The organism is Pseudomonas sp. Root569 (genome assembly GCF_001427465.1).
Taxonomy (GTDB): Bacteria; Pseudomonadota; Gammaproteobacteria; order Pseudomonadales; family Pseudomonadaceae; genus Aquipseudomonas; species Aquipseudomonas synxantha.
The window spans coordinates 314,211-335,712 of record NZ_LMGQ01000012.1 but is presented as its reverse complement, the minus strand read 5'-3'; the positions used below and the strand labels follow the sequence as shown (position 1 = coordinate 335,712).

The following is a 21,502-nucleotide window of genomic DNA, read 5'->3' as shown; positions in this document are numbered from 1 at the left end:
CTTACACGACGGCGAAGTAGTGTTTGACGAAACTCTCGCTGACCACCTCCCACAGCACCGGCGTGCCCTTGGTCACGAACCAGCTGTCGCCGGCCTTGTAGCGCGTGGACTGGCCGGTGGATTCATCGGTGAGTACCACTTCGCCGGTGACCACCGTGGCTTGTTCGGCGAACGGGTAGACCATGCGGAACTTGCCCTGGGTGGTGCCGAAGTAAGCGCTGCTGACCGCATCGGTGGGGGCGCCGAAGGTCATCTTGCCGAAGGCACGCACTTCGCCTGCGAGGATCTCGGAGCCGAGGTCGGCCACGGTGCCCCAGGCATCGAGTTCCGACAGCTGGACGTTGTGTTTGATCGTAGTGAGGGTCATGGCAGTGGTTCCTGATGAGTGAAAAAGTGGATCAGCGGCGCCCGTTCCAGTAGCCGGACAATTGGTGCCAGGATTTACCCGCCGTCAGCAGCAAGGGGCGGATCGCGTCCTTGCCGATAATGGTCGGGCGGTGGATCGAGCTGACCAGGTCATAGCGCGCCGAGCCTTCGCTCATGCCTTCGGCCAGGACCTTGCAGATGATGTGGCTGGGCGTGACGCCAAAGCCTGAATAGCCCTGCACGAAAAACGCATTGCTGCGCCCCGGCAAGGTGCCGATCTGCGGGAACAGATTCGGGCTGCACGCCATCGGGCCGCCCCAGGCCAGGTCGATCTTGACGTCCTTGAGGTAGGGGAAGATCTTCAGCATGAGCGTGCGGTTCCAGGCTTTCAGGTCGCCGGGAATGTGTTCCACCAGGGGCGTCGCGGCGCCGAACAGCAGGCGGTTTTCATTGGTTACGCGGTAGTAGTCGATCACCGGGCGGATATCGCTGTAGGCGCCACGGATCGGGCTGATGCGCTGGATCAATTCTTCGGACAACGGCTCGGTCATCATCTGGAAGGCGTAGGTGTTGATGGTCGAGCGGTGCAGTTCCGGTTCGAGCTTGTTGAGAAAGCTGTCACAGGCCCACAGCAACTTGCCGGCGCGTACCGAACCGCGCCCGGTGCGCACGGTGATGCGTTCGCCGTAGCTGACCTCCAGGGCCGGGCTGTTCTCAAAGATCTTTACCCCATGGCCGGCCAGCGCGGTGGCCTCGCCCAGCAGCAGGTTCAGCGAATGCACATGCCCGCCGCCCATGTGCAGCAGCGCACTGGTGTAGGCGTTGGAACCGATGATCTGCTGCACATCCGAGCCGCCGAGAAAGCGGATTTCATGCTGACTGTTGACCGACTTGAAGTCCTTCTCCCAGGCGCGCAGAGTTTTTTCCTGGCGGGCGTTGAAGCCCATATAGCCGTAGCCGTGGCAGAAATCGGCATCGATGTTGTATTTGGCGATGCGGTTCTTGATGATATCGGCGCCCAGGTCGCTGATCTCGAACACCTGGCGCAGGCCGTCTTCGCCCACGTCCTTCTTGATCTTCTCAAGGTCATGGCCGATGCCCGCCATGATCTGCCCGCCGTTGCGGCCGGTGCCACCAAAGCCCAGGTAGCGCGCTTCAAGCACCACGATATTGGTGATGCCTTTTTCCGCCAGTTCAAGGGCGGTATTGATTCCGGAAAAGCCGCCACCGATCACCACGACGTCCGCGTCGATGTCTTGCTCCAGGGTGGGGAAACTGAGGTTGTATTTCTTGGTGGCGGTGTAATAGGTGGGGGTTTCGATATTGATCATGGCGCAGCCTGAAAAAGTGAAGGAAGGCGCTGAAGCGGATGCCTCCATTAGGGCCCCTGACGGGCTGGAAGTCTTGATCCTGCGTGCCCGGGTTTTTGATTCAGCGCGCCACGGGCGAGGGCACACACAAGTTATAGCGCGCTCGCTGGCGGGGAATGTTAGAGTTTCGTTAAATTATTAACTAAATACCTCGTGACCCTGATCCTATGTCCAAACCTCGACAATCCCTGACCCTGGCCTTGCTGCAAGCGCGTGAGGCCGCGATGAGTTTTTTCCGCCCGTCCCTGAATGAACACGGCCTGACCGAACAGCAATGGCGCATCATCCGCATCCTCGAACAGCACGGTGAGCTGGAGATTTACCAACTGGCGGAACTGGCGTGCATCCTAAAGCCGAGCATGACCGGCGTGCTGGTGCGCATGGAAGCCGCCGGCATGGTGCACCGACGCAAGGCCGAACAGGACCAGCGCCGGGTGCTCATTACTTTGGCGGACAAGGGCAAGGCGAGTTTCGAGTCCATGAGCCAGTGCATGGAGGCCAACTACCAGCGCTTGCAGGATCAGCTTGGCGAAGAGAAATTCCAGACCTTGCTGGGGTTGCTGGATGACTTGAAGAACATCAAGCGCTGAATCAATCTCCTGATCAAAACAGGTCAACATGTGGGAGGGGGTTCAGTAGACTCCGCCTGTGTGCACGGCCGCTGGAATGTCTTTGAACTTCCCGGCCAGGCTTTGCAACCCGCGCATCAACACCGTGGTATCCACTCCTACCGCCACGAACGTCGCCCCCAGCTCGATATAGCGCCGCGCCAGACGTTCATCCGCACTGAGAATCCCTGCCGCCTTGCCCGCTCGAACAATGCGCACGATGGCGTCCTCTATCGCCGCCTGCACTTCAGGATGCCCTGGGTTACCGCGATGCCCCATGGCCGCACTCAAGTCCGCCGGGCCGATGAACACACCGTCCACGCCTTCGACGGCGGTGATAGCGTCCAGATTGGCCAGGCCCTCGCGATTTTCAATCTGCACCAGCAGGCACATCTGCGCGTCGGCCTGGTCGAGGTAGTCGGTGATGCCGTTCCAGCGCGAAGCACGGGCCAGTGCACTGCCGACGCCGCGAGTACCCTGGGGTGGGTAGCGCAGGGCTCGCACCAGTTCTTGGGCCTGGGCAGCGCTTTCGACCATGGGCACCAGCAGCGTTCGCGCGCCGATATCCAGCAGTTGCTTGATCAATGCCGTGTCGCCGACCACCGGGCGAATCAGCGCCTGGCTGGGGTAGGGCGCGATGGCCTGCAATTGCGCAAGCATCCCCGGCAGGTGGTTGGGCGCGTGTTCGCCATCGATCAGCAGCCAGTCGAAACCGGCGTTGGCGGCCAGCTCCGCGCTATAGGCATTGGCGAGGCCGAGCCACAGGCCGATCTGCACCTCGCCCTGGTGAAGGCGTTGTTTGAAGCGGTTGACAGGCATGTCCATGACAATCCTCCAGTGTTCAGACGAAGCGACAGGCGATCGAACCGAGCAGGTCGTAGTCGACGTGGAAGGTATCCCCAGGGCGGGCCGCCACCGGGCGGGTAAACGAACCGCCTAGAATCACTTGGCCGGGCAGCAGGGTGACGTCATGCGCTGCCAGCTTGTTGGCCAGCCAGGCCACGCCCTTGGCCGGGTGGTTGAGCACTGCCGCCGAGACGCCGGACTCTTCGATCACGCCATTGCGATACAGCACCGCCGGCACTTTGCGCAGGTCGATCTCGGTCGGCCGCACAGCCCTTCCACCGAGTACCACGCCGGCATTGGCGGCGTTGTCGGAGATGGTGTCGAACACCTTGCGGGTGGCGTTGGTCTGTGGGTCGACCTGCTGGATGCGTGCGTCGATGATTTCCAGCGCCGGGATCACCCATTCGGTCGCGTCGAGCACGTCGAACACCGTGCAGTTCGGGCCCTTAAGCGGCTTGCCGAGGATGAACGCCAGTTCCACTTCCACACGCGGCACGATGAAGCGCTCAAAGGGAATATCACTGCCTTCGTCGAAAAACATGTCATCGAGCAGCGCGCCATAGTCGGGCTCGGTGATGTTTGAAGAGACCTGCATGGCTCGTGAAGTGAGGCCGATCTTGTGGCCCTTGAGCGTGCGTCCATCGTTGATTTTTTGTGCTACCCAGGCGCGCTGGATGGCGTAGGCATCCTCGATGGTGATGCCGGGGTAGTCGAGGGAAAACTGGCGCACCTGTTCGCGGCTGCGTTCGGCGCGGTCCAGGTGCGCGGCGGCCGCGAGGATTTGCTGGGAGTCGAGCATGGCAACGGTCTCTAGTGGGGGTTGACGATGGCGGCCTGAGTGCGCAGCACCAGCAGGCCACCGAGGGCGATAAACAGGGCGAGTACGTACAGGGCCAGGCTGGCGCTCTGGGTGGCGTCGCGCATCCAGCCGATCAGGTAGGGCGCCAGGAACGCGGCAATGCTGCCGAACGAGCTGATCATGGCGATGCCCGCCGCCTGGGTGGTGTTGGAAAGAAACGCCGGCGGCAGTTGCCAGAACATCGGCAGCGCCGCGCTGGCGCCCATGCCGGCAACCACCAACCCGCTCATCACCAGCAGCGCGTTGCCAGGCGCCAGGCCCGCCACGGCGATGCCGGCTGCGGCCATCAGCAGCGGCACGCACAGGTGCCAGCGGCGTTCGCGGTGACGGTCGGAGGAGCGCCCGCAGCCGAGCATGAAGAAGCAGCCGGCCAGGTAGGGCACGGCGCTGAGCAAGCCGACCTGACTGTCGCGGCCGATGCCGGCGCCGTGGATCAGGGTCGGCATCCAGAACGCCAGGGTGTTGACCGCCAGCATCACCGCAAAGTAGACGGCCACCAGCAGCCACACTTGCGGGTCCCGCAGGATGCCGCTGAACGAGGTGATGGTCTTGCGTTGTTCCTCGTTGCTCAACTGGGTGCGCAGTTGCTGTTTTTGCTCGGTGCTCAACCAGCCTACCGACTCGAAACTGTCCGGCAGATACTTGAGCACCACCAGCCCCAGCAGCACCACGGGCGCACCTTCGATCAGGAACATCCACTGCCAGCCGCGCAGGCTGCCGACGTCGTGGAAGTTCTCCAGGATCGCCCCGGAAATCGGCCCGCCCAGCACCCCGGCCATGGGCACGGCAATGGCAAACAAGGCGGTGACCTGGGCACGCCGACGCGCCGGGTACCAGCGGTTGAGAAACACCAGGATGCCTGGGAAAAAACCGGCTTCGGCCACCCCCAGTAAAAAGCGCAGCAGGTAGAAACCGCGGGCGCTCTCCACCCACAGCATGCCGGTGGAGAGCAGGCCCCACACCACCATCAGGCAGGCGATCCAGCGCCGTGGTCCGACGCGGTCCAGGGCCATGTTGCTGGGCACGCCGAACAGCGCGTAGGCGATAAAAAACAGCCCGGCGCCGAAGCCGTACACCGTGTCGCTGAACTGCAGGTCGTGGCTCATCTGCATCTTGGCGAAGCCGATGTTGATGCGGTCCAGATGGGCGAACAAGTAACACACCAGCAACAAGGGCATCAGGCGCCAGGTCACCAAACGATGGGTGCGGTCGTGCTCGGCAAGCCGCAGGCTTGCAGTGGAGTGGGCTGTGCTCATGATGTTGTACTTTTTGTTGTAGGAGCGAGCTTGCTCGCGAAAAACGTCAACGAAAACGCAGCGCTGCTGGATCCGCGGTGCCTGGAGGTTTCTCGCGAGCAAGCTCGCTCCTACAGGGGGGCGGGCCCTTTTCAGTTCGCCGCGTTGTTCAGGAACGCATGCACATTGTTCTGCTTGAAGTTGAGCTGTGGGTGCAGTTCGACCATCTCGAACGACAGCGCCAATAACCGTTGCGCCTGCAGCTCGGCGAAGTGCGCGGTGATCACCCCGAATAAGGCTTCGGCCACCGCCTGGCGCGTGGCCAGGTCGCGGCCGTGGCCGACCTTGAGGGTCATGTGCACGAAGGCATAGTCGTGCTTGCCGTCGGCCATGCGCCAGGTATCCAGGCGCACGCCGCGGCTGCGGATACCGCCGAGGGGGAACACGCCGCTGTCTCCCAGCACGCGGTGGACTTTTTCAAACAGGCCGGGCAGGTCGGCCTGTTGCTCGAGGTTGTCGGTGTATTCGGCAATAAAGTGCGGCATGGTGTTCTCCCTGGTCTACAGCGGGAAAATCGCATTGATCTGGCCGGTGCCCGAACTGCCAAACGCCGGCGTGATGATCTCGGCCGGCTGGGCATAGTCCGGCCCACCCAGCAGGCCCAGGAGCATGGCGGTGTCGTGCATCTTGCCTTCGCCAAAGCAGTGTTCGGCGTAGTCCGGCAGCATGGCGCAGAACTCCTTGAAGCGGCCTTGCTGCCACATCTCGACCACGTGCAGGTCCACCTGCTTGTCGAATTCGCGGGTCCAGTTATGGATATTCGCTTCGGCCTGGCGGTCGTCGGAAAAACGGTGGGACAGCGAGCCGGACGCCAGCACCAGCACCTTGCGCTCGCTCTTTTCGATGGCGCGGCGTACGGCGGCGCCGAAGGCGAAGCTGTCTTCCAGGCGATGCCAGGCACACCAGGCAGCGATGGAAATGACCTTGAGTTTTTCATCCTCGGGCACGCCCATGTGCATGTAACGCATGGGCACCAGCGTGCCGTATTCCAGCTCCAGGCTCGGGATGTTATGGGCCATGCTGCGCACGCCGGCCAGGTTGGCTTCGGCGGCGATCAGTTCGCCCAACTCGGGGCAGCCGGGGTAGGCGTAATCCATGTTCTTGATGAAGTGCGGCAGCTCGTTGCTGGTGTAGGTGCCCTGGAACTGCTCGCCACAGTTGACGTGATAACCGCTGTTGACCAGCCAGTGCACGTCGAACACCACGGCGGTGTCGGCCCCCAGTTCGCGGGCGCGCCGGCCGATTTCCTTGTGCCCGGCAATCGCCGCTTCGCGACAGCCGTGATGTTTGCCGGGCAGTTCCGACAGGTACATCGACGGTACGTGGCAGATCTTCGCTGCCAGAACCACTTCGCCCATGATGATTCTCCTGAATAATTATTCTTGTAGGAGCGAGCTTGCTCGCGAAAAAGGTCAACGATAACGCAGTGCTTCAGGTAGCCAGCGGTGCCTGTGGGTGCTTCGCGAGCAAGCTCGCTCCTACAGGTAATGCGTGCTTCAGATGCCCCAGCGCGGAATGTGATGACTGCCCATGGAAATGCACACGTTCTTGATCTCGGCAAATACTTCAAAGCTGTACTGGCCACCCTCACGGCCGGTGCCGGAGCCCTTCACTCCGCCGAACGGCTGGCGCAAGTCGCGCACGTTCTGGCTGTTGATAAATACCATGCCTGCTTCAATGCCGCGGGCCAGTCGATGGGCCTTGCCGATGTCCTGGGTCCAGATATAGGAGGCCAGGCCGTATTCGGTGTCGTTGGCCAATTGCAGCGCCTCGGCTTCGTCCTTGAACGGGATCAGGCACACCACCGGGCCGAAGATTTCTTCCTGAGCGATGCGCATCTTGTTATTCACATCGGCGAACACCGTCGGCTGGATAAACTGCCCGCGGCTCAAGTGCGCAGGCAAGTTGGCCGGCCGCTCCAGCCCGCCGGCCAGCAGCGTAGCGCCTTCCTCCAGGCCGATCTTGATATAGCCGGTGACCTTGTCGTAATGGGCCTGGGTGATCATCGAACCGACCTGGGTCTTGGGGTCCTGGGGGTCGCCCACGATCAAGCGCTTGGCCCGCGCGGCGAACTCGGCGACAAACTGCGGGTAGACACTTTCCTGGATAAAGATCCGGCTGCCGGCGGTGCAACGCTCGCCGTTCAGGGAAAAGATCGTGAACAGCGCGGCGTCGAGGGCACGCTCAAGGTCGGCGTCTTCAAAAATCAGCACCGGTGATTTGCCGCCCAGTTCCATGGAGTACTTTTTAAGGCCGGCGGTCTGCATGATTTTCCTGCCGGTGGCGGTGCCGCCGGTAAAGGAAATCGCCCGCACATCCGGGTGGCGTACCAGTGCATCACCAGCGGTGGCGCCGTAGCCCTGGATCACATTGAGCACGCCGTTGGGGATCCCGGCTTCCACTGCCAGGCGTCCCAGTTCATTGGCAGTCAGGGGCGACAGCTCCGACATCTTCAACACCGCCGTGTTACCCAGGGCCAGGCACGGTGCGGTCTTCCAGGTGGCGGTCATGAACGGCACGTTCCATGGCGACACCAACGCGCACACGCCCACCGGCTGGTACAGGGTGTAGTTGAGCATCTGGTCGTCCACCGGGTAGCTGTGGCCGTCCATGCGCGTGCAGACTTCAGCGAAGAAATCGAAGTTGTGCGACGCGCGTGGGATCAACACGTTTTTGGTCTGGTGGATCGGCAGGCCGGTGTCGAGCGTCTCCAGCTCGGCCAGGCGTGGTACGTTCTGTTCGATCAGTTCACCCAGCTTGCGCATCAGGCGTGCGCGCTCCTTGGCCGGGGTGTTGGCCCACTTGGGGAACGCCGCCTTGGCCGCCGCCACGGCTTGGGCGACTTCTTCGACGCCGCCGCTGGCCACTTCACCAATGGCCTCGCCGGTGGCCGGGTTGTAGTTGACGAACACGTCTTTGCTCTCGACCTCACGGCCATCGATCCAATGTTTGATCATGTTGCTCAAGCCTCTTTGCGCACGGAGAAAAACTCCGTCTCACTGACAATACGGTTGACCAGGCGGCCCACGCCTTCGACTTCCACCACCACTTCATCCCCCGGCACCACATCGGCCAGGCCCTCGGGCGTGCCGGTGGCGATCATGTCGCCAGGTTGCAGGGTCATGAAGCTGGACAGGTATTCGATGAGGTAGGGGATATCGAAAATCATGTCTTTAGTGCTGCCTTCCTGGCGTAACTCACCGTTGATCCAGGTGCGCAATTTCAGGTTGCCCGGGTCGGGCACATCGGCCACGTCGACGATCCACGGGCCGACTGGGGTGGTGGCGTCGCGGTTTTTAACCCGCAGGTTGGGACGGTAGTAGTTTTCCAGGTAGTCGCGGATCGTGTAGTCGTTGCACACCGTGTAGCCGGCCAGGTAGTCCAGGGCGTCGGCGCGCTTGACGTTGCGCGCGGTCTTGCCAATCACCGCCACCAGTTCGCACTCGTAGTGCATGTAGGCGACGTTGTCCGGGCGCCAGGTGACTTGGCGGTGGCCGGTGTAGGTGCCGACCGACTTGATAAAGGCCAGCGGTTCGGTCGGCGGTGTGAAGGCCAGTTCGGCGGCGTGATCGGCGTAGTTCAAGCCCAGGGCGAACATGTTGCCGGTGGCGGGTGGCAGCCATTGCACCTGTTCTTGCGCGAGCCGGCGGCCATCGCCGAGGCGCACGCTGCAGTCGTCGTCGACCTGCACGGAATGGATTTGACCTTCAAAGCCGATGCGTGCGCGCTTCATGCCAATACCTCTGCCTCAATGGTGTTGAGCAAACGGCCCACACCGGTGATTTCAACTTCAACCCGGTCGCCGGGCTGCACATCGACGCGGCCTTCCGGTGTGCCGGTGATCAGCACGTCACCAGGGTGCAGGGTCATGAACTCGCTGATCTCGGCGATCAATTGCGCGATGTCTCGCACCCAATGAACGGTGGAATTTTCCTGGCGCAGTTGGCCGTTGACGAAGAGCTTGAGGTCCAATTGATTGGGGTTGGTCACTTGGTCGCGGGCAATCACCTCAGGCCCCAGGGCACAGAACCCATCGCGGCATTTGGCTTTGACGGCGGGGCGGTAGTAGCTGTCTTCCGGCAGGCTGAACTCGTTGACCACCACATATCCGGCGACATGGGCCATGGCATTGTCCAGGCTGACGCGGCTGGCGCGCTGGCCGATCACCACGCCCAACGCCGGGCCCGGTTGCAGGCGCTCGCCCGCAGGCTGCAGCACCACACCGCCATGGGCATTGCGGGTGTTGGGGGTCTTGATAAACAACACCGGCTTGGTCGGCGGCTTCTGGTAGGGCGCCTGCTCGAAGGCGGCGAGATGTTGCTCCAGCAGGCCCTGGTAGTTCAGCGCAACGCCGAACAGGGTGCCGCTGGCAACATCATGCAGGGTACGGCTCATGCGTTTCTCCTGGCGGTGACGAAGGCTGCGTTGGCAGTTCGTTAAGTTGTTAACGTTATAATTAATATGTTAACTACCGTCAAGCATGGCAAACTCCAACGGCATCAGAACAACAAGAGGAGGGCCGCGTGAAGCCGATTCCCAATATCAACATCGGGCAGGTCTACGACCAGCGTTACAGCGATGCCGAGGTGCATTACGACAAGCTCGGCAACCTGGCGGGGTTTTTCGGGCGCAACATGGCCGTGCATCGGCATGACCGGTTTTTCCAGGTGCATTACGTCAAGAGTGGCGCCGTGCGGGTTTATCTGGATGACCGTCAATACGTCGAGTCGGGGCCGATGTTTTTTCTCACGCCGCCCACGGTGGCGCATGCCTTCGTTACCGAAGCCGATGCCGACGGGCATGTGTTGACGGTGCGCCAGCAACTGGTGTGGGGATTGATCGACGCCGACCCAAGCCTCGCCTCAGGTGCGGCCTGTGTCGCGCTGGGCGATGCCGCCGAAGGGCTGGATCAGCTCTTCGAAGCGCTGTGCAGCGAGATCAACGCCGAACGGGCAGGGCGCGCTGCCGCCCTCGACAGTTTGACGCGCCTGATCATGATCCGCCTGCTGCGCCTGTGCGCCCACGCGTTGCCGGCACGCCCGATGGCCCATGAAGACTTGCGCATTTTTCATCGTTTCAACGAACTGGTCGAAGCCCATTACCTGGAACATTGGCCATTGGCGCGCTATGCCGAGGGTATCGGCGTGACACCGGCGCGGCTCAATGAGGTATGCCGACGCATCGCCGACTTACCTTCCAAGCGTTTGATTCTTGAACGGCTGATGCAGGAAGCCAAGCGCCTGCTGCTGTTTACCGGTAGTTCGGCAAATGAAATCTGCTACCAGCTGGAGTTCAAGGACCCGGCGTATTTCAGTCGGTTTTTCCTGCGTTATGCGCAGATGACGCCGGGGGAGTATCGGCTGCGGCAGTCGGGGTGATCGCCGGGAACAGGTCTGCGCGCTGGATGCGTTACTGTGCCTGGAACGCCTGTACATTCAGGGCCGCCACTCGCAGGTTGCGGTGTCAGTTTGTTCATCAGGCGCCCACCATCCATTTGGCCAGGCCGTGCCGGCCACTCACGCCGAGCTTGGCGGCGGCACGCTTGAGGTAGGTCTCGATGGAACTGTTTTTGACACTGAGTTTTTCCGCGATCTGCGGCACGGTGCCGCCGGTCAACAGGCCAAGGCACACCTCCTGCTCCCGTGCCGACAAGGTGATATCGCTGAGGGTCAGGCGTTTGTAGAATTCGCGCTGCCATTGCGATTGCTCCAGCAGGGTATGTGCCGGGTCGGTCTCGGCCTGCGGTGCCTGGCGCAGAAGCTGCGCGTGCCGCTCCATCAGCGGCAACAGGGTGTCCGACAAGCATTTGAGGAACGATAACTGCGCCAGGGAAAACCCACGCTGGGTCGCAGGCCGATAGAACGAAATCACGCAGCGTCGATTGCCTTGGCGCGATACCAGGTTGCACTGGTGCGAACTGCCCCGTGGGTGTGCGCTGTCGGCCTTGGCTTTCATCTGGATCAACAACGGGTCTTGCATGCGCAGCATCTGGCGCAGCAACGGGTGGTCGCTCACCGGGCGCAGGGTCTGGGCTACAGACAAATCCTTGTTCAGCCCGGCGCTGCCCAGCAACTTGATGTCCAGCACGCAGTCGCGCAGTTCGTCCAGGGTCCATTCGCTGAGGCCTACCAAATGGATTGGCACCCACTTGTCCACCAGATGCAGCATGTTGGCAGCGAAGTGTTCATTGCCACTGCTTGAAATCAACTCGCCCATTTCGGCAAAAAAATGCGGGCCCTGTGTGTCGCCAATATTACGGGTCAGACTCATAGCCATCTCGTCCTTGATGTCGAAAACCGTCAACCGACGCGCTAGGCCTGGGCGGGACGGTCCGTACTGCTTGAACGTAACTCGGCGTTCGAGATTTTATTAAGCCATAGGGATTTATCCTACGTATGTAGCGGAAACGCGGGACAAAGGCTGCCATAAAAGTCGCGTCAGTAATTCGACGTTTCTGGCGAGTAAAAACGGCAACGAAGGCAGGTGGGTTGTTTTTACAGACAGTTAACTAAATGATATTAAAGATAAAAATATTAATTTAGATGAATGATCGACTGCCAGCATCGGCTACTTATAGCCAATCTCCTACAGGGCTTTAATCGTTTCAGCAATGAACCGCTCGCCAACCCCCGTTCTATCCAGTTGAATGCCCCGGGTTCGGCTGACAGACAGGTCCTCTCCAACATTTTAAGGTGTTGCTTTCAAGGGCTTCATACACTCGATGGAACGTTCCACTCTTCGCCTGCTGAAGCCTAATCCAAGCATTGGAATACGCACAGTGTGGGAGGGGGCTTGCCCCCGATGAGGGAGTGTCAGCAGTGGATATATCAGCTGAGCCACCGCCATCGGGAGCAAGCCCCCTCCCACATTTTAAGGTGTTGTCTTCAAGGGTTTCATACACTCGATAGAGCGATCTACTGTGGTCCTGGCAATCTCCAGCAAATGCCACACCGCGAGGATCTTCGCCCGCCCCGGGCTATCCAGCAATTCACCACAATCGAGCGCCGTCGCCGAAGCACTGTCGAGCAGGCTGGCGGTGTACAGCAACGCATCTTCAAAACTCAGGTCGTCGTTGACGCTGTGGAAACCCTGGCTGGGCAGGTAGTGGTCGATGGCGCGGTTGAACGCGGCGCGGGTTTTGGCGGGATCGAAGGGTGGATCGGGTAGGACTTTATTCATGGTGTAACTCCGCGTTGGATTTAGGAGCCAACACCCGTCGCGACTAAACGAGGGTGGCGGCTGTACGCAGGTTAGTCGACCGGCCCAACACGAAACATCCGGCGCACCCGAAGGTGCCCTACGCACAGCCACCATAAAACTCATGGAGGTCCATGCCGTGTTGGAAGAGGCGGGCGACTAAACCCGATCACTGATGAGCAGTGACGGATCGCAGACTAGCCACCGATTCCAACCGGCACAAGGCGGCGGGGATTGTCTCGGAAACGTCCTGCAATTTAAAGGGATACGACTTGCTGGCCCTTTACAAACCATGACGAAAGGCCAGTAGCGACACAGGCTCACCGCGGCGCAGGCACAAACGCCACGCTCCCATCCTCGCGCGGCTGAAACAACCGCTCGCCATTATCCGGCTGCGTCCTGACCACCTGATGATCCATCCCCAGGAACGCCAGCGGCGTCGGCTCTTGCTTGGAATACTGCACGACGATAATCGTGCGCTGCGGGTCGAAGCGTTGGCCGCTGGTTTTGTCCAGCCAGGCCATGAATGCGGCGCTGTCACCCTGGCGGGGGAAGTTCTGGGTTTCGCTGACGTAGTAGAAAGGCTTGCCATGGTTTTGCAGGTACATCGGCAGCTTGTTGTCGACCTCCACCAGCACCATTTGCCACTGGCTCCAAGGGGCGCTTTTCACCGCTTGGGCCTGTAGGTCTGCGGCGAAACGGGTCACGCCGCCGTTGCCGGTGGTCCAGGGGTAGATCACGCCCAGCACCAGCACCATCAAGCCTGCGCTGAGTCCAAAACCTTTCTGCCAACGCGGCCAACTCGCCGGTTTTGTTTGCAGGCGTTCACTCAGCCACCAGGCGGCGAGCAATTGGGCAAAGGGCACCAGCGGCAGTACGTAGTAGCTGCGACGGCTGCCGCTGGCGGTGAAGAACACAAACAACAGGCCCAGGCCCCACACCAGCCAGCGCACGTTGGGCGGGGTGTGGCGCCACTGCCGCACGGCCAGCCACAGGCCGAGCAGCCAGCAGGGCGCCCAGGGCAGGGTGTAGACCGGCAGGTAGATCAGATAGGTGTAGATCGGCCCCATATGGTCGAAGGGGTCGAAGAAGCGCACCACGTTTTCCCGCAATACCAGTTCCAGGCCGCTCTGGCCGTAAGTGGGCGCGCCGTAGTGATGGGACAGTACGAAAGGGATCGCGTAGAACGCTGCGGCGATGAGCACGGCCAGCAGCATGCGCAGATTGAGGTGACGCTTGTAGCGTTGCTCGTTGAGCAGGTGCGGCAATAGCAGCAGCCCCGGCAGCACGAAACCGATCAAGCCTTTGAACAGTGAGGTGGCTGCCAGCAGCAGGAAAAATACCGTGTAGCGCCCCAGTCGTGTGTCGTCCGGCCCACGCCAATACCACCACACCGCCGCCAGCACGCCGCAAACAGTCAGCACATCAGCGGTGGCTACTCGCCCCCAGAACAGGAAGTAGAAGGTGGTAGCGAGCATCCAGCCGGCAATCAACCCGGTGCCCTTGCGGAACAGGCGTTCGCCAATCAGGTAAATCAGCCAGATACTCAGCCATGCGGCAATTACCGATGACAGGCGCAGCGACCACGGCCCCAGGCCGCCCATCAGGTGGGCGAAGCCTGCAATCAGCCAGTAGGAGGGCAGGGGTTTGTCGTAGTAGGGCGTGCCTTTGAGATAGGGATCGAAGTAGTCACCGCTTTGCAGCATCTGCAAGGCGATGTTCGCCCAGCGGGTTTCCGGCCCCCACAGGTCGCGGCTGCCTAGGCCCAGCAGCAATAGCAAGGCCGAGGTGCCCAGCAATAAAGCCAAGGCGCCGCGTTCGGTTCTCCAGAAGCCCATGGGTTTTCCCTGTGGCAGGCGCTGCATTAAGGTTGTCGTGGGTAAATCGTCAGCACCAGGTTGCCTTTGCGATAACGCTTGCCGCCGAGAGGCAGTTGCCCTTCTTCGCGATGTTCGCTGGTGCTCCTGACCCGCATCAGCACGCCGACCGAACCCTGCTGGCGAGCCTCGGCCAACCAGGCCTGGACGTTATCCAGCGTGATCTTGCGGTGTGCCGAGTCTTGGTAATGCAGGCCGTAGCGCAGCTCGCCCACGGTGTTGTAGAAGGCCACTTGCGGCCGCCGCAAGCGCCATGACAAGGCCGACGCAGCCCCCAGTTCGTTGCTCAGCAAAGCCTGGGTTTGCTGCAGTTCGTCCAGGTGCTCAAGCACGAACTGGTCGGGCATTTCGTTATCCGCGATCAGCGCCGGCATGCCCGCCGGCAACAATGCCACCAGCAGGCCGATGCCCAGGGCCGGCATCGCCCATAACGTCATTGGCCGTACTGCTTGCAACAGGTTGGCGAGGATCCAGCCCAGCAGCACGATAAACACCAGGGACAGGCTGAACATCTCGGCATGGCTGTTGCCGTACAGCGGGTCGGTGATTTGCAGGTAAATCAGCAGCACCATGGCGGTCATGCCGAGGGTGAAATTGACCGCACCGTTGATCACGATCGTGCGCGCCTTGCCTTGCTTGATCAGGTCGATCAACCCGTGGCCCATCAGCAATGCCAGGGGCAACAGGCACGGCATGATGTAGGTGGGCAGCTTGCCTTTGCTCAGGCTGAAAAAGCCCAGGGGCAGCAGCAGCCACAGGGCGAGAAAGGCAATCGCCGGCTGGCGCTTTTCCTGCCAGGTCTTGAGCAATGTGGTGGGTAACAAGGCGGCCCACGGCAGGCACGCCACCACCATGATCGGCAGGAAGAACCACATCGGTCGCGCATGTTGTGCGTTGTCGGCAGCAAAGCGGCGGATGTGTTCATGCCAGAAGAAAAAATGCCAGTAATCCGGTTCCCGCACGTGGATCGCCAGGGCCCACGGCAGGCACACCAGCATGGCGACCAGCACTGCCAGTGGCCCGTAACGCATCAGCTCGCCCACGCGGCGCTGCCAGAGCAGGTAAGGCACAGCGATCAGTACCGGCAGCAGCCAGGCCAGGAAACCCTTGGTCATAAACCCCATGGCGCAGGCCAACCCCAACACTGCCCAGGCCCCCAGGCGCTCGCGGGGCGTGCGGCTATCCAGGGCAAACCATAGCGCTACCAGGCTCAGGTTCACCCACAAGGTGAATTGCGGGTCGAGGTTGGAATACCCCGCTTGCCCGGCCACCAGGCCAAAGCTCATGTACAGCAGGGCGCAGGCGAAGCTCTTGCGCGGATCGTTCCACAAGCGCCGGGCGAGCAGGTAGGCCAGCAGCACACTCAGGCCGGTGCTCAGGGCCGAGGCGATGCGCACCCCAAACAGGTTTTCACCGAACACGGCCTGGCCGAGGGCGATCAGCCAATAGCCGGCGGCAGGTTTCTCGAAATAACGCACCCCCATGAAGTGCGGCGCCACCCAATTGCCGCTCATCAGCATTTCCTGGCTGACCTGGGCATAGCGGGTTTCATCCGGGGTCCACAAACCATGCAAACCCAAGGGCAGCAGGAAGAAGACGGCGAAGCCGAGTAATAACCAGGGCAGGGGATTCAAACGGGTCATGAGTGCGTCGCTCCATGACGTTCAATAAGACACAATGAGGCAATTAAATGAGTAGGGCGAAGAGTCACGATGTTCACTGAACCATTGAGGAGGTGCTAACTAACAGGTGTAAGCGAACATGCCATAACAGGGCTGTCGTTTTGCTGAACGTAATAGCCGTGGTATATGTAAAAAAGTGTGTTTAAAGTTGTTTTAGTGCGACCGTCCATTGCCGCATGTTCATAGTGCCCAATGCCTCGAATTCGCCGTTGGGTAATACCTTGACGAACAGCGCGCTGCCATATTCGGCGGCGGCAGCGTGGGGGAAGCCAAGCGACTTTTGGAAGTCGCTCATGCAGGCACTGTGGGTGATCAGCATCAGGTTGCGACCGCTGCGTTTGTGGCCGAGGATTTCCTCGCCCATGGCGTCACCGCAGATGGCGAGGGGCCCCGGCGACAGCTCGGCCTTGCCGAACATGAACAGTGAGGTCTGGGCGGTGCGCGTGGTGGGGCTGCTGAGCACGTCGGTAAGCTCCATGCCCAATGAATCAAAGGCTTTGCCCAGTTGCGCGGCGCGTTGGCTGCCTTGGACCGTGAGGCCGCCGGCGGGGCCGAAGCAGGGGTTGGTGGAGCGGTCGCACCGCTCTTCATGGCGCACCAGCACTACCACGTCACCATTGCGCCAACTGGCGAGCACCCCCGAGGTTACCAGTCGGTTGCCCACGCCCAGGTCCAGCGGCGAGACCGGCCATAACAGGAAGCCCGTCAGAAGAGCTGCGGTAACAGTTATACCCAGCAAATGCAGGCGGTATTTTTTCAGGCGCTTTAACCGTGCCCATTTGAGTTTAGGGTCGGCCAGGGTCATATCTGCCACGCTGTTCACCTTTGGCACTATTGTTGTGTTTATAAACACGCACAGTGAATGGGCAGTTGCCCGTTGTGGAACAGGAGCCTGTCATAGCGCTGCTGTCTTTTTGCTGAACACCTGCCTATTAAAAGTACTCTGTGCGCTAACTAATAAGTTGCGGCTTATCGCCACTTGACGCGCAATCTAAAGTGTCGAGGATGGGCAGGCAGTGAAATCCATGTGAAAAATTTGCATGGGCTGCACAATCAGCCGTTATTCTCGTTGGCAGTCCTTCCTACGAGCGTTTTTATGTTGCAGGTGCAAGGTGTTGTAAAAAACTACGCCACCCCCCAAGGCCCGCTGGCCGTCCTGGCGGGTGTCGACCTCTACCTGGGGGAACGCAGCAGCCTGGCGCTGATGGGCGAATCGGGCAGCGGCAAAAGTACGCTTTTGCACCTGGTGGCTGGGCTGGACCGTGTGGATGGCGGCAGCATTCAAATCGGCGCGCAGCGCCTCGACCAATTGACGGAGGCGCAACTGGCCCATTGGCGCCGCACTGAAATCGGCCTGGTGTTCCAGCAGTTCAACCTGATCGGCAGCTTGCGCGTGGAGGACAACCTGGCATTCCAGGCGCGGTTGGCCGGGCGTTTCGATGCGCAGTGGCAGGCGCAGTTGGTGGAGCGCCTGGGACTGGGCGATTTGCTCAAGCGATATCCTGAGCAACTGTCTGGCGGCCAGCAGCAACGGGTGGCGGTAGGGCGAGCACTGGCCTCGCGCCCGGGCTTGCTGTTGGCTGATGAGCCTACCGGTAACCTCGACGAAACCACCAGCGATGAAGTGCTGCAACTGCTGTTGGACCTGCTGCGCGACAGCCCTACGAGCCTGTTGATGGTCACCCACAGCCCACGCCTGGCCGCACGCCTGGACCGCCAGGTGGTGCTGCATCATGGCCGTGTCGTGCCGATGGATGCGCGCTGAGATGGCACTGTTCTACTGGACGTTGCGTGCGTTGGTAAGCCATTGGCGACGTCACCCAGTTCAATTTTTCAGCGTGCTCACCGGTCTGTGGCTGGCCACGGCGTTATTGACCGGCGTGCAGGCCCTCAACAGTCAGGCACGGGACAGCTATGCGCGCGCCAGCCAGTTGATCGGTGGTGAGCCCCAAGCCAGCCTGAGTGCGCCGGACGCCGGCAGTTTCCCGCAAGCGCTGTTTGCCCAACTGCGCCGCGCCGGGTGGCCGGTGTCCCCGGTGGTGCAGGGACGGTTGGTGCTCAAGGGGCATGAGCAACAGCGCCTGCAACTGATGGGCATCGACCCGGTGTCGTTGCCCGGCAGTGGCAGTGTGGCGGGGCAGCGGCTGAGCCAGGCGCAGATGCTGGCGTTTTTCACCCCGCCAGGGCGTACCTGGGTGGCTGCGCAAACCTTGCAGGCGCTCGGGTTGCACGAGGGCGATCAGCCGCAGACAGTCAACGCGCACACCCTGCCGCCATTGCAGGTACAGGCGGACATGGCGCCGGGTTTGCTGTTGACCGATATCGCGTTTGCCCAACCCTTGCTCGACATGCAGGGGCAACTGTCACGCTTGTTGCTGGACAACACCTTCGCCGCCCGCCACCCCACGCCACCCGCCGCGCTGCAACTCAAGCAGGGCGAGGACAACAACCTCGCGCGCCTCACCGAGAGCTTTCACCTGAACCTTGATGCGTTGGGCTTTCTGTCCTTTGTGGTGGGGCTGTTTATCGTGCATGCGGCCATCGGCCTGGCCCTGGAACAACGCCGTGGCCTGCTGCGCACCTTGCGTGCCTGTGGAGTCAGCGCGCGGATGCTGATCCTCAGCCTGGGGGTTGAGCTGGGATTTCTGTCCTTGTTGGGCGGCTTGCTCGGCATCGCCAGCGGATATGTATTGGCCAGCCTGTTGCTGCCGGATGTGGCCGCCAGTTTGCGCGGCCTGTACGGCGCAGAGGTTCCGGGTCAATTGAGCTTGAGTCCCTGGTGGTGGCTCGCCGGCCTGGGCTTGAGCCTGCTTGGCGCACTGCTCGCAGGGGCCAGCAGCCTGTGGCGTGCCGCGCGCCTGCCCTTATTGGCATTGGCCAACGCCCAAGCCTGGCATGAGGCCCATGGGCGCTGGTTGCGGCGCCAGGGTTGGGTGGCGTCTGCGGCGTTGCTGATCGCGCTGTTGGCGCTGTGGCTGGGCGACAGCCTGGCCGCCGGGTTTGTACTGATGGCGGCCTTGCTGCTGGGCGCCGCACTGGGGTTACCGGTGCTGCTCAACGGGTTGTTGAAAGGCATGCTGGGTCGCAGTCGCTCGGTGCTCGGCCAGTGGTTCCTCGCCGATTGTCGCCAGCAACTGCCGGCCTTGAGCCTGGCGTTGATGGCGCTGCTGTTGGCCCTGGCGGCAAATATTGGGGCCGGTTCCATGACCTCGGGTTTCCGCCAGACCTTCAACCATTGGTTGGAGCAGCGCCTCACCGCCGAGCTGTACCTCAACCCGCAGAACCCGGCTCAGGCCGAGCAGCTCAATACCTGGCTGACCCGCCAGCCGCTGGTGCAGGCAGTGTTGCCTACCTGGCAGGTGGCGGTGCAGCTGCAAGGCTGGCCGGCAGAAGTGTTCGGCGTGGTCGACGACCCCACCTATCGCCAGCACTGGCCGTTGCTTGAGGCTGCAAACGCACCCTGGGACCGCTTGCTGCAGGACGACAGTGTGATGCTCAGCGAGCAACTGGCGCGACGCTTGAACGTTCAGTTGGGCGATACGCTCTCGATCCCTACGCCACAAGGAAGCTGGGCGCCGAAAATCGTCGGGATCTATGCTGACTACGGCAATCCCAAGGGTCATCTGCTGGCTAATTCCAAGCATGTATTGGCGCACTGGCCGACACTGTCACCGGCGCGATTCAACCTGCGGGTGGCGCCCCAGAACGTGCCGGCGCTGGTGGGTGAAGTGCAGCGTCAATTTGCCCTCGAAGACAGCCGCATCGTCGATCAACAGCAACTCAAGGGCTGGTCCAGCCAGGTCTTCGAACGCACCTTCGCCGCTACTGCCGCGTTGAACAGCCTTACGCTGGGCGTGGCTGGCGTGGCGTTGTTTATCAGCCTGCTGACCCAGAGCCAGAGCCGCCTCGGCCAACTCGCGCCGCTGTGGGCATTGGGTGTGACACGGCGCCAACTGATGCTGCTCAACCTGGGCCAGACCTGGCTGCTGGCGCTGCTCACGCTGATGCTGGCGTTGCCGCTGGGGCTGCTGCTGGCGTGGTGCCTGGATGCGGTGATCAACGTCCAGGCCTTCGGTTGGCGCCTGCCGTTGCAGGTGTTCCCCTGGCAGCTTGCGCAATTACTGGGGCTGGCGATGGTTGCCACGTTGCTGGCGTCTGCCTGGCCCTTGTGGCAGTTGTACCGCAGCCGCCCGGCGGATTTGTTGAGGACCTTTGCCCATGAAGATTAAGGCGTTGTGCTGCGCCGCCTTGTTACTGCTGAGCGCATGCGACAAGACGCCTGCGCCTGAGACCAGCTTCGCCGGCCTGGGCAGTGAGGCGGCGGACTTTACTCAGGTGGTGCCCGGCAAAGTCTTCAGCTTTCCCGAGGACCATGGCCCGCACCCAGGCTTTCGTATCGAATGGTGGTACGTCACCGCCAACCTCAAGGATGCCCAGGGCAATCTCTTCGGCGTGCAATGGACGCTGTTTCGCAATGCGCTGAAGGCCGGCCCCACGCAACCGGGCTGGCACGATTCAACGGTGTGGCTCGGCCATGCTGCCGTCACTTCGGCCACCCGCCACTACGCCGCCGAACGCCTGGCCCGCGGCGGCGTCGGCCAGGCCGGGGCCCAGGCGGTGCCGTTCAACGCCTGGATTGACGACTGGAACTTTGCCACCCAACCTGGCGCCGCCACCCCCCTGGCTGACATGCAGCTCAAGGCCAGCGGTGCCCAATTCGCCTACGACCTACGCCTGACCTCCAACCGCCCACTGGTGCTGCAAGGTGACAAGGGCTACAGCCGCAAATCCGACCAGGGCCAGGCGTCGTACTACTACAGCCAGCCTTTCTTCACCGCCAATGGCAGCGTCAGTCTCGACGGCCAGGTCTACCAGGTCAGCGGCCCGGCCTGGCTCGACCGCGAATGGAGCAGCCAACCCCTGGCCGCCAGCCAGACCGGTTGGGACTGGTTCTCCCTGCACCTGGACCGGGGCGAGCAACTGATGCTGTTTCGCGTGCGGCAAAAAGATGGTGGCGGTTACCTCACCGGCACTTGGATCGACGCCCAAGGCCATACCGAGACGTTGCACAACGCCGATATCCAACTCACACCGCTCGCCACCACGGGCATCGACGGGCGCAGCATTCCTACGCGCTGGTCGCTGAAAATTCCTGGCAAACAGCTGGATATCACTACCCAGGCGGTCAATCCAAAGGCGTGGATGAACCTGGGGATTCCCTACTGGGAAGGTCCAGTGAAGTTCGAGGGTGGGGTGGGGTATTTGGAGATGACGGGGTATTAGGGGCGCTTTCCGTAGGTTCTTATCTTTTGCTGTGTAGGCAACTTCCCAAACTTATTTTTTGACCCCTCCTGCTTGTGTCCAGGCTGTAGGCGCTTGCTTATCTTTCGATGCCATCCCTC

At 61.5% G+C, this 21,502-nt stretch carries 20 protein-coding genes; 5 read left to right on the top strand and 15 right to left on the bottom strand.

Going from position 1 to position 21,502, the window contains the following annotated elements; all coding sequences use genetic code 11:
* Window position 1: 1 nt before the first annotated feature.
* Both ASD70_RS13185 and ASD70_RS13180 read right to left on the bottom strand, forming a co-directional pair.
* Window positions 2-367, bottom strand: coding sequence for a cupin domain-containing protein (locus ASD70_RS13185; RefSeq protein WP_056846663.1), 366 nt, complete (start codon window positions 365-367; stop codon window positions 2-4).
* Between the two features lie 31 nt (window positions 368-398).
* On the bottom strand, window positions 399-1,697 hold the full coding sequence (locus ASD70_RS13180; protein ID WP_056846662.1) for an NAD(P)/FAD-dependent oxidoreductase: 1,299 nt from the start codon (window positions 1,695-1,697) through the stop codon (window positions 399-401).
* A gap of 206 nt (window positions 1,698-1,903) precedes the next feature.
* Here ASD70_RS13180 and hpaR point away from each other — a divergent pair, with 206 nt between their 5' ends.
* Window positions 1,904-2,326, top strand: a complete 423-nt coding sequence (gene hpaR / locus ASD70_RS13175) for a homoprotocatechuate degradation operon regulator HpaR (RefSeq protein ID WP_005789546.1) — start codon at window positions 1,904-1,906, stop codon at window positions 2,324-2,326.
* Between the two features lie 42 nt (window positions 2,327-2,368).
* Here the strand turns inward: hpaR and hpaI are convergent, their stop codons facing one another.
* The 8 genes from hpaI to ASD70_RS13135 all read right to left on the bottom strand — a co-directional run bounded on the left by hpaI (window position 2,369) and on the right by ASD70_RS13135 (window position 9,739).
* A complete protein-coding gene (gene hpaI, locus ASD70_RS13170; RefSeq protein WP_056846661.1) occupies window positions 2,369-3,169 on the bottom strand; it encodes a 4-hydroxy-2-oxoheptanedioate aldolase in 801 nt (266 codons plus the stop codon).
* A gap of 16 nt (window positions 3,170-3,185) precedes the next feature.
* A complete protein-coding gene (gene hpaH / locus ASD70_RS13165; protein WP_046068795.1) occupies window positions 3,186-3,989 on the bottom strand; it encodes a 2-oxo-hept-4-ene-1,7-dioate hydratase in 804 nt (267 codons plus the stop codon).
* A gap of 11 nt (window positions 3,990-4,000) precedes the next feature.
* Complete coding sequence (locus ASD70_RS13160) at window positions 4,001-5,305, bottom strand: MFS transporter (protein ID WP_056846735.1); 1,305 nt, start codon at window positions 5,303-5,305, stop codon at window positions 4,001-4,003.
* A gap of 131 nt (window positions 5,306-5,436) precedes the next feature.
* The gene (locus ASD70_RS13155) at window positions 5,437-5,829 is read right to left on the bottom strand and encodes a 5-carboxymethyl-2-hydroxymuconate Delta-isomerase (protein WP_046068794.1); all 393 of its coding nucleotides are present in this window, start codon (window positions 5,827-5,829) and stop codon (window positions 5,437-5,439) included.
* A gap of 15 nt (window positions 5,830-5,844) precedes the next feature.
* On the bottom strand, window positions 5,845-6,702 hold the full coding sequence (hpaD, locus tag ASD70_RS13150; RefSeq protein WP_056846660.1) for a 3,4-dihydroxyphenylacetate 2,3-dioxygenase: 858 nt from the start codon (window positions 6,700-6,702) through the stop codon (window positions 5,845-5,847).
* 138 nt (window positions 6,703-6,840) lie between these two features.
* On the bottom strand, window positions 6,841-8,301 hold the full coding sequence (gene hpaE / locus ASD70_RS13145; RefSeq protein WP_046068792.1) for a 5-carboxymethyl-2-hydroxymuconate semialdehyde dehydrogenase: 1,461 nt from the start codon (window positions 8,299-8,301) through the stop codon (window positions 6,841-6,843).
* Window positions 8,302-8,306: 5 nt separating this feature from the next.
* Window positions 8,307-9,077: a fumarylacetoacetate hydrolase family protein gene (locus ASD70_RS13140; RefSeq protein ID WP_056846659.1), complete on the bottom strand. Its 771-nt coding sequence runs from the start codon at window positions 9,075-9,077 to the stop codon at window positions 8,307-8,309.
* Window positions 9,074-9,739, bottom strand: coding sequence for a fumarylacetoacetate hydrolase family protein (locus ASD70_RS13135; RefSeq protein ID WP_056846658.1), 666 nt, complete (start codon window positions 9,737-9,739; stop codon window positions 9,074-9,076). Before ASD70_RS13135 ends, ASD70_RS13140 begins: the two co-directional genes overlap by 4 nt.
* 128 nt (window positions 9,740-9,867) lie before the next feature.
* Here ASD70_RS13135 and hpaA point away from each other — a divergent pair, with 128 nt between their 5' ends.
* Window positions 9,868-10,722 carry a 4-hydroxyphenylacetate catabolism regulatory protein HpaA gene (hpaA, locus tag ASD70_RS13130; RefSeq protein ID WP_056846657.1) on the top strand — a complete coding sequence of 285 codons (855 nt, stop codon included), beginning with the start codon at window positions 9,868-9,870 and terminating at the stop codon, window positions 10,720-10,722.
* 97 nt (window positions 10,723-10,819) lie between these two features.
* Here the strand turns inward: hpaA and ASD70_RS13125 are convergent, their stop codons facing one another.
* The 5 genes from ASD70_RS13125 to ASD70_RS13105 all read right to left on the bottom strand — a co-directional run bounded on the left by ASD70_RS13125 (window position 10,820) and on the right by ASD70_RS13105 (window position 16,923).
* Window positions 10,820-11,614: a helix-turn-helix transcriptional regulator gene (locus ASD70_RS13125; protein ID WP_056846656.1), complete on the bottom strand. Its 795-nt coding sequence runs from the start codon at window positions 11,612-11,614 to the stop codon at window positions 10,820-10,822.
* A gap of 600 nt (window positions 11,615-12,214) precedes the next feature.
* Entirely contained in the window at window positions 12,215-12,523 is a 309-nt protein-coding gene (locus ASD70_RS13120; RefSeq protein WP_056846655.1) for a DUF6124 family protein, read from the bottom strand.
* A 338-nt stretch (window positions 12,524-12,861) separates the two neighbouring features.
* On the bottom strand, window positions 12,862-14,379 hold the full coding sequence (locus ASD70_RS13115) for an ArnT family glycosyltransferase (RefSeq protein ID WP_056846654.1): 1,518 nt from the start codon (window positions 14,377-14,379) through the stop codon (window positions 12,862-12,864).
* 26 nt (window positions 14,380-14,405) lie between these two features.
* On the bottom strand, window positions 14,406-16,061 hold the full coding sequence (arnT, locus tag ASD70_RS13110; protein ID WP_046068785.1) for a lipid IV(A) 4-amino-4-deoxy-L-arabinosyltransferase: 1,656 nt from the start codon (window positions 16,059-16,061) through the stop codon (window positions 14,406-14,408).
* Window positions 16,062-16,242: 181 nt separating this feature from the next.
* On the bottom strand, window positions 16,243-16,923 hold the full coding sequence (locus ASD70_RS13105) for an Ais protein (RefSeq protein ID WP_056846653.1): 681 nt from the start codon (window positions 16,921-16,923) through the stop codon (window positions 16,243-16,245).
* A gap of 273 nt (window positions 16,924-17,196) precedes the next feature.
* On the opposite strand from ASD70_RS13105, the gene ASD70_RS13100 reads away from it, so the two are divergent.
* Genes ASD70_RS13100 through ASD70_RS13090 form a run of 3 tightly spaced genes read left to right on the top strand, consistent with a single transcriptional unit; the run spans window position 17,197 to window position 21,383 of the window.
* Window positions 17,197-17,865: an ABC transporter ATP-binding protein gene (locus ASD70_RS13100; protein WP_043051335.1), complete on the top strand. Its 669-nt coding sequence runs from the start codon at window positions 17,197-17,199 to the stop codon at window positions 17,863-17,865.
* A gap of 1 nt (window position 17,866) precedes the next feature.
* The gene (locus ASD70_RS13095; RefSeq protein ID WP_056846652.1) at window positions 17,867-20,329 is read left to right on the top strand and encodes an ABC transporter permease; all 2,463 of its coding nucleotides are present in this window, start codon (window positions 17,867-17,869) and stop codon (window positions 20,327-20,329) included.
* On the top strand, window positions 20,319-21,383 hold the full coding sequence (locus tag ASD70_RS13090; protein WP_056846651.1) for a lipocalin-like domain-containing protein: 1,065 nt from the start codon (window positions 20,319-20,321) through the stop codon (window positions 21,381-21,383). Before ASD70_RS13095 ends, ASD70_RS13090 begins: the two co-directional genes overlap by 11 nt.
* The last annotated feature ends 119 nt before the right edge of the window (window positions 21,384-21,502 follow it).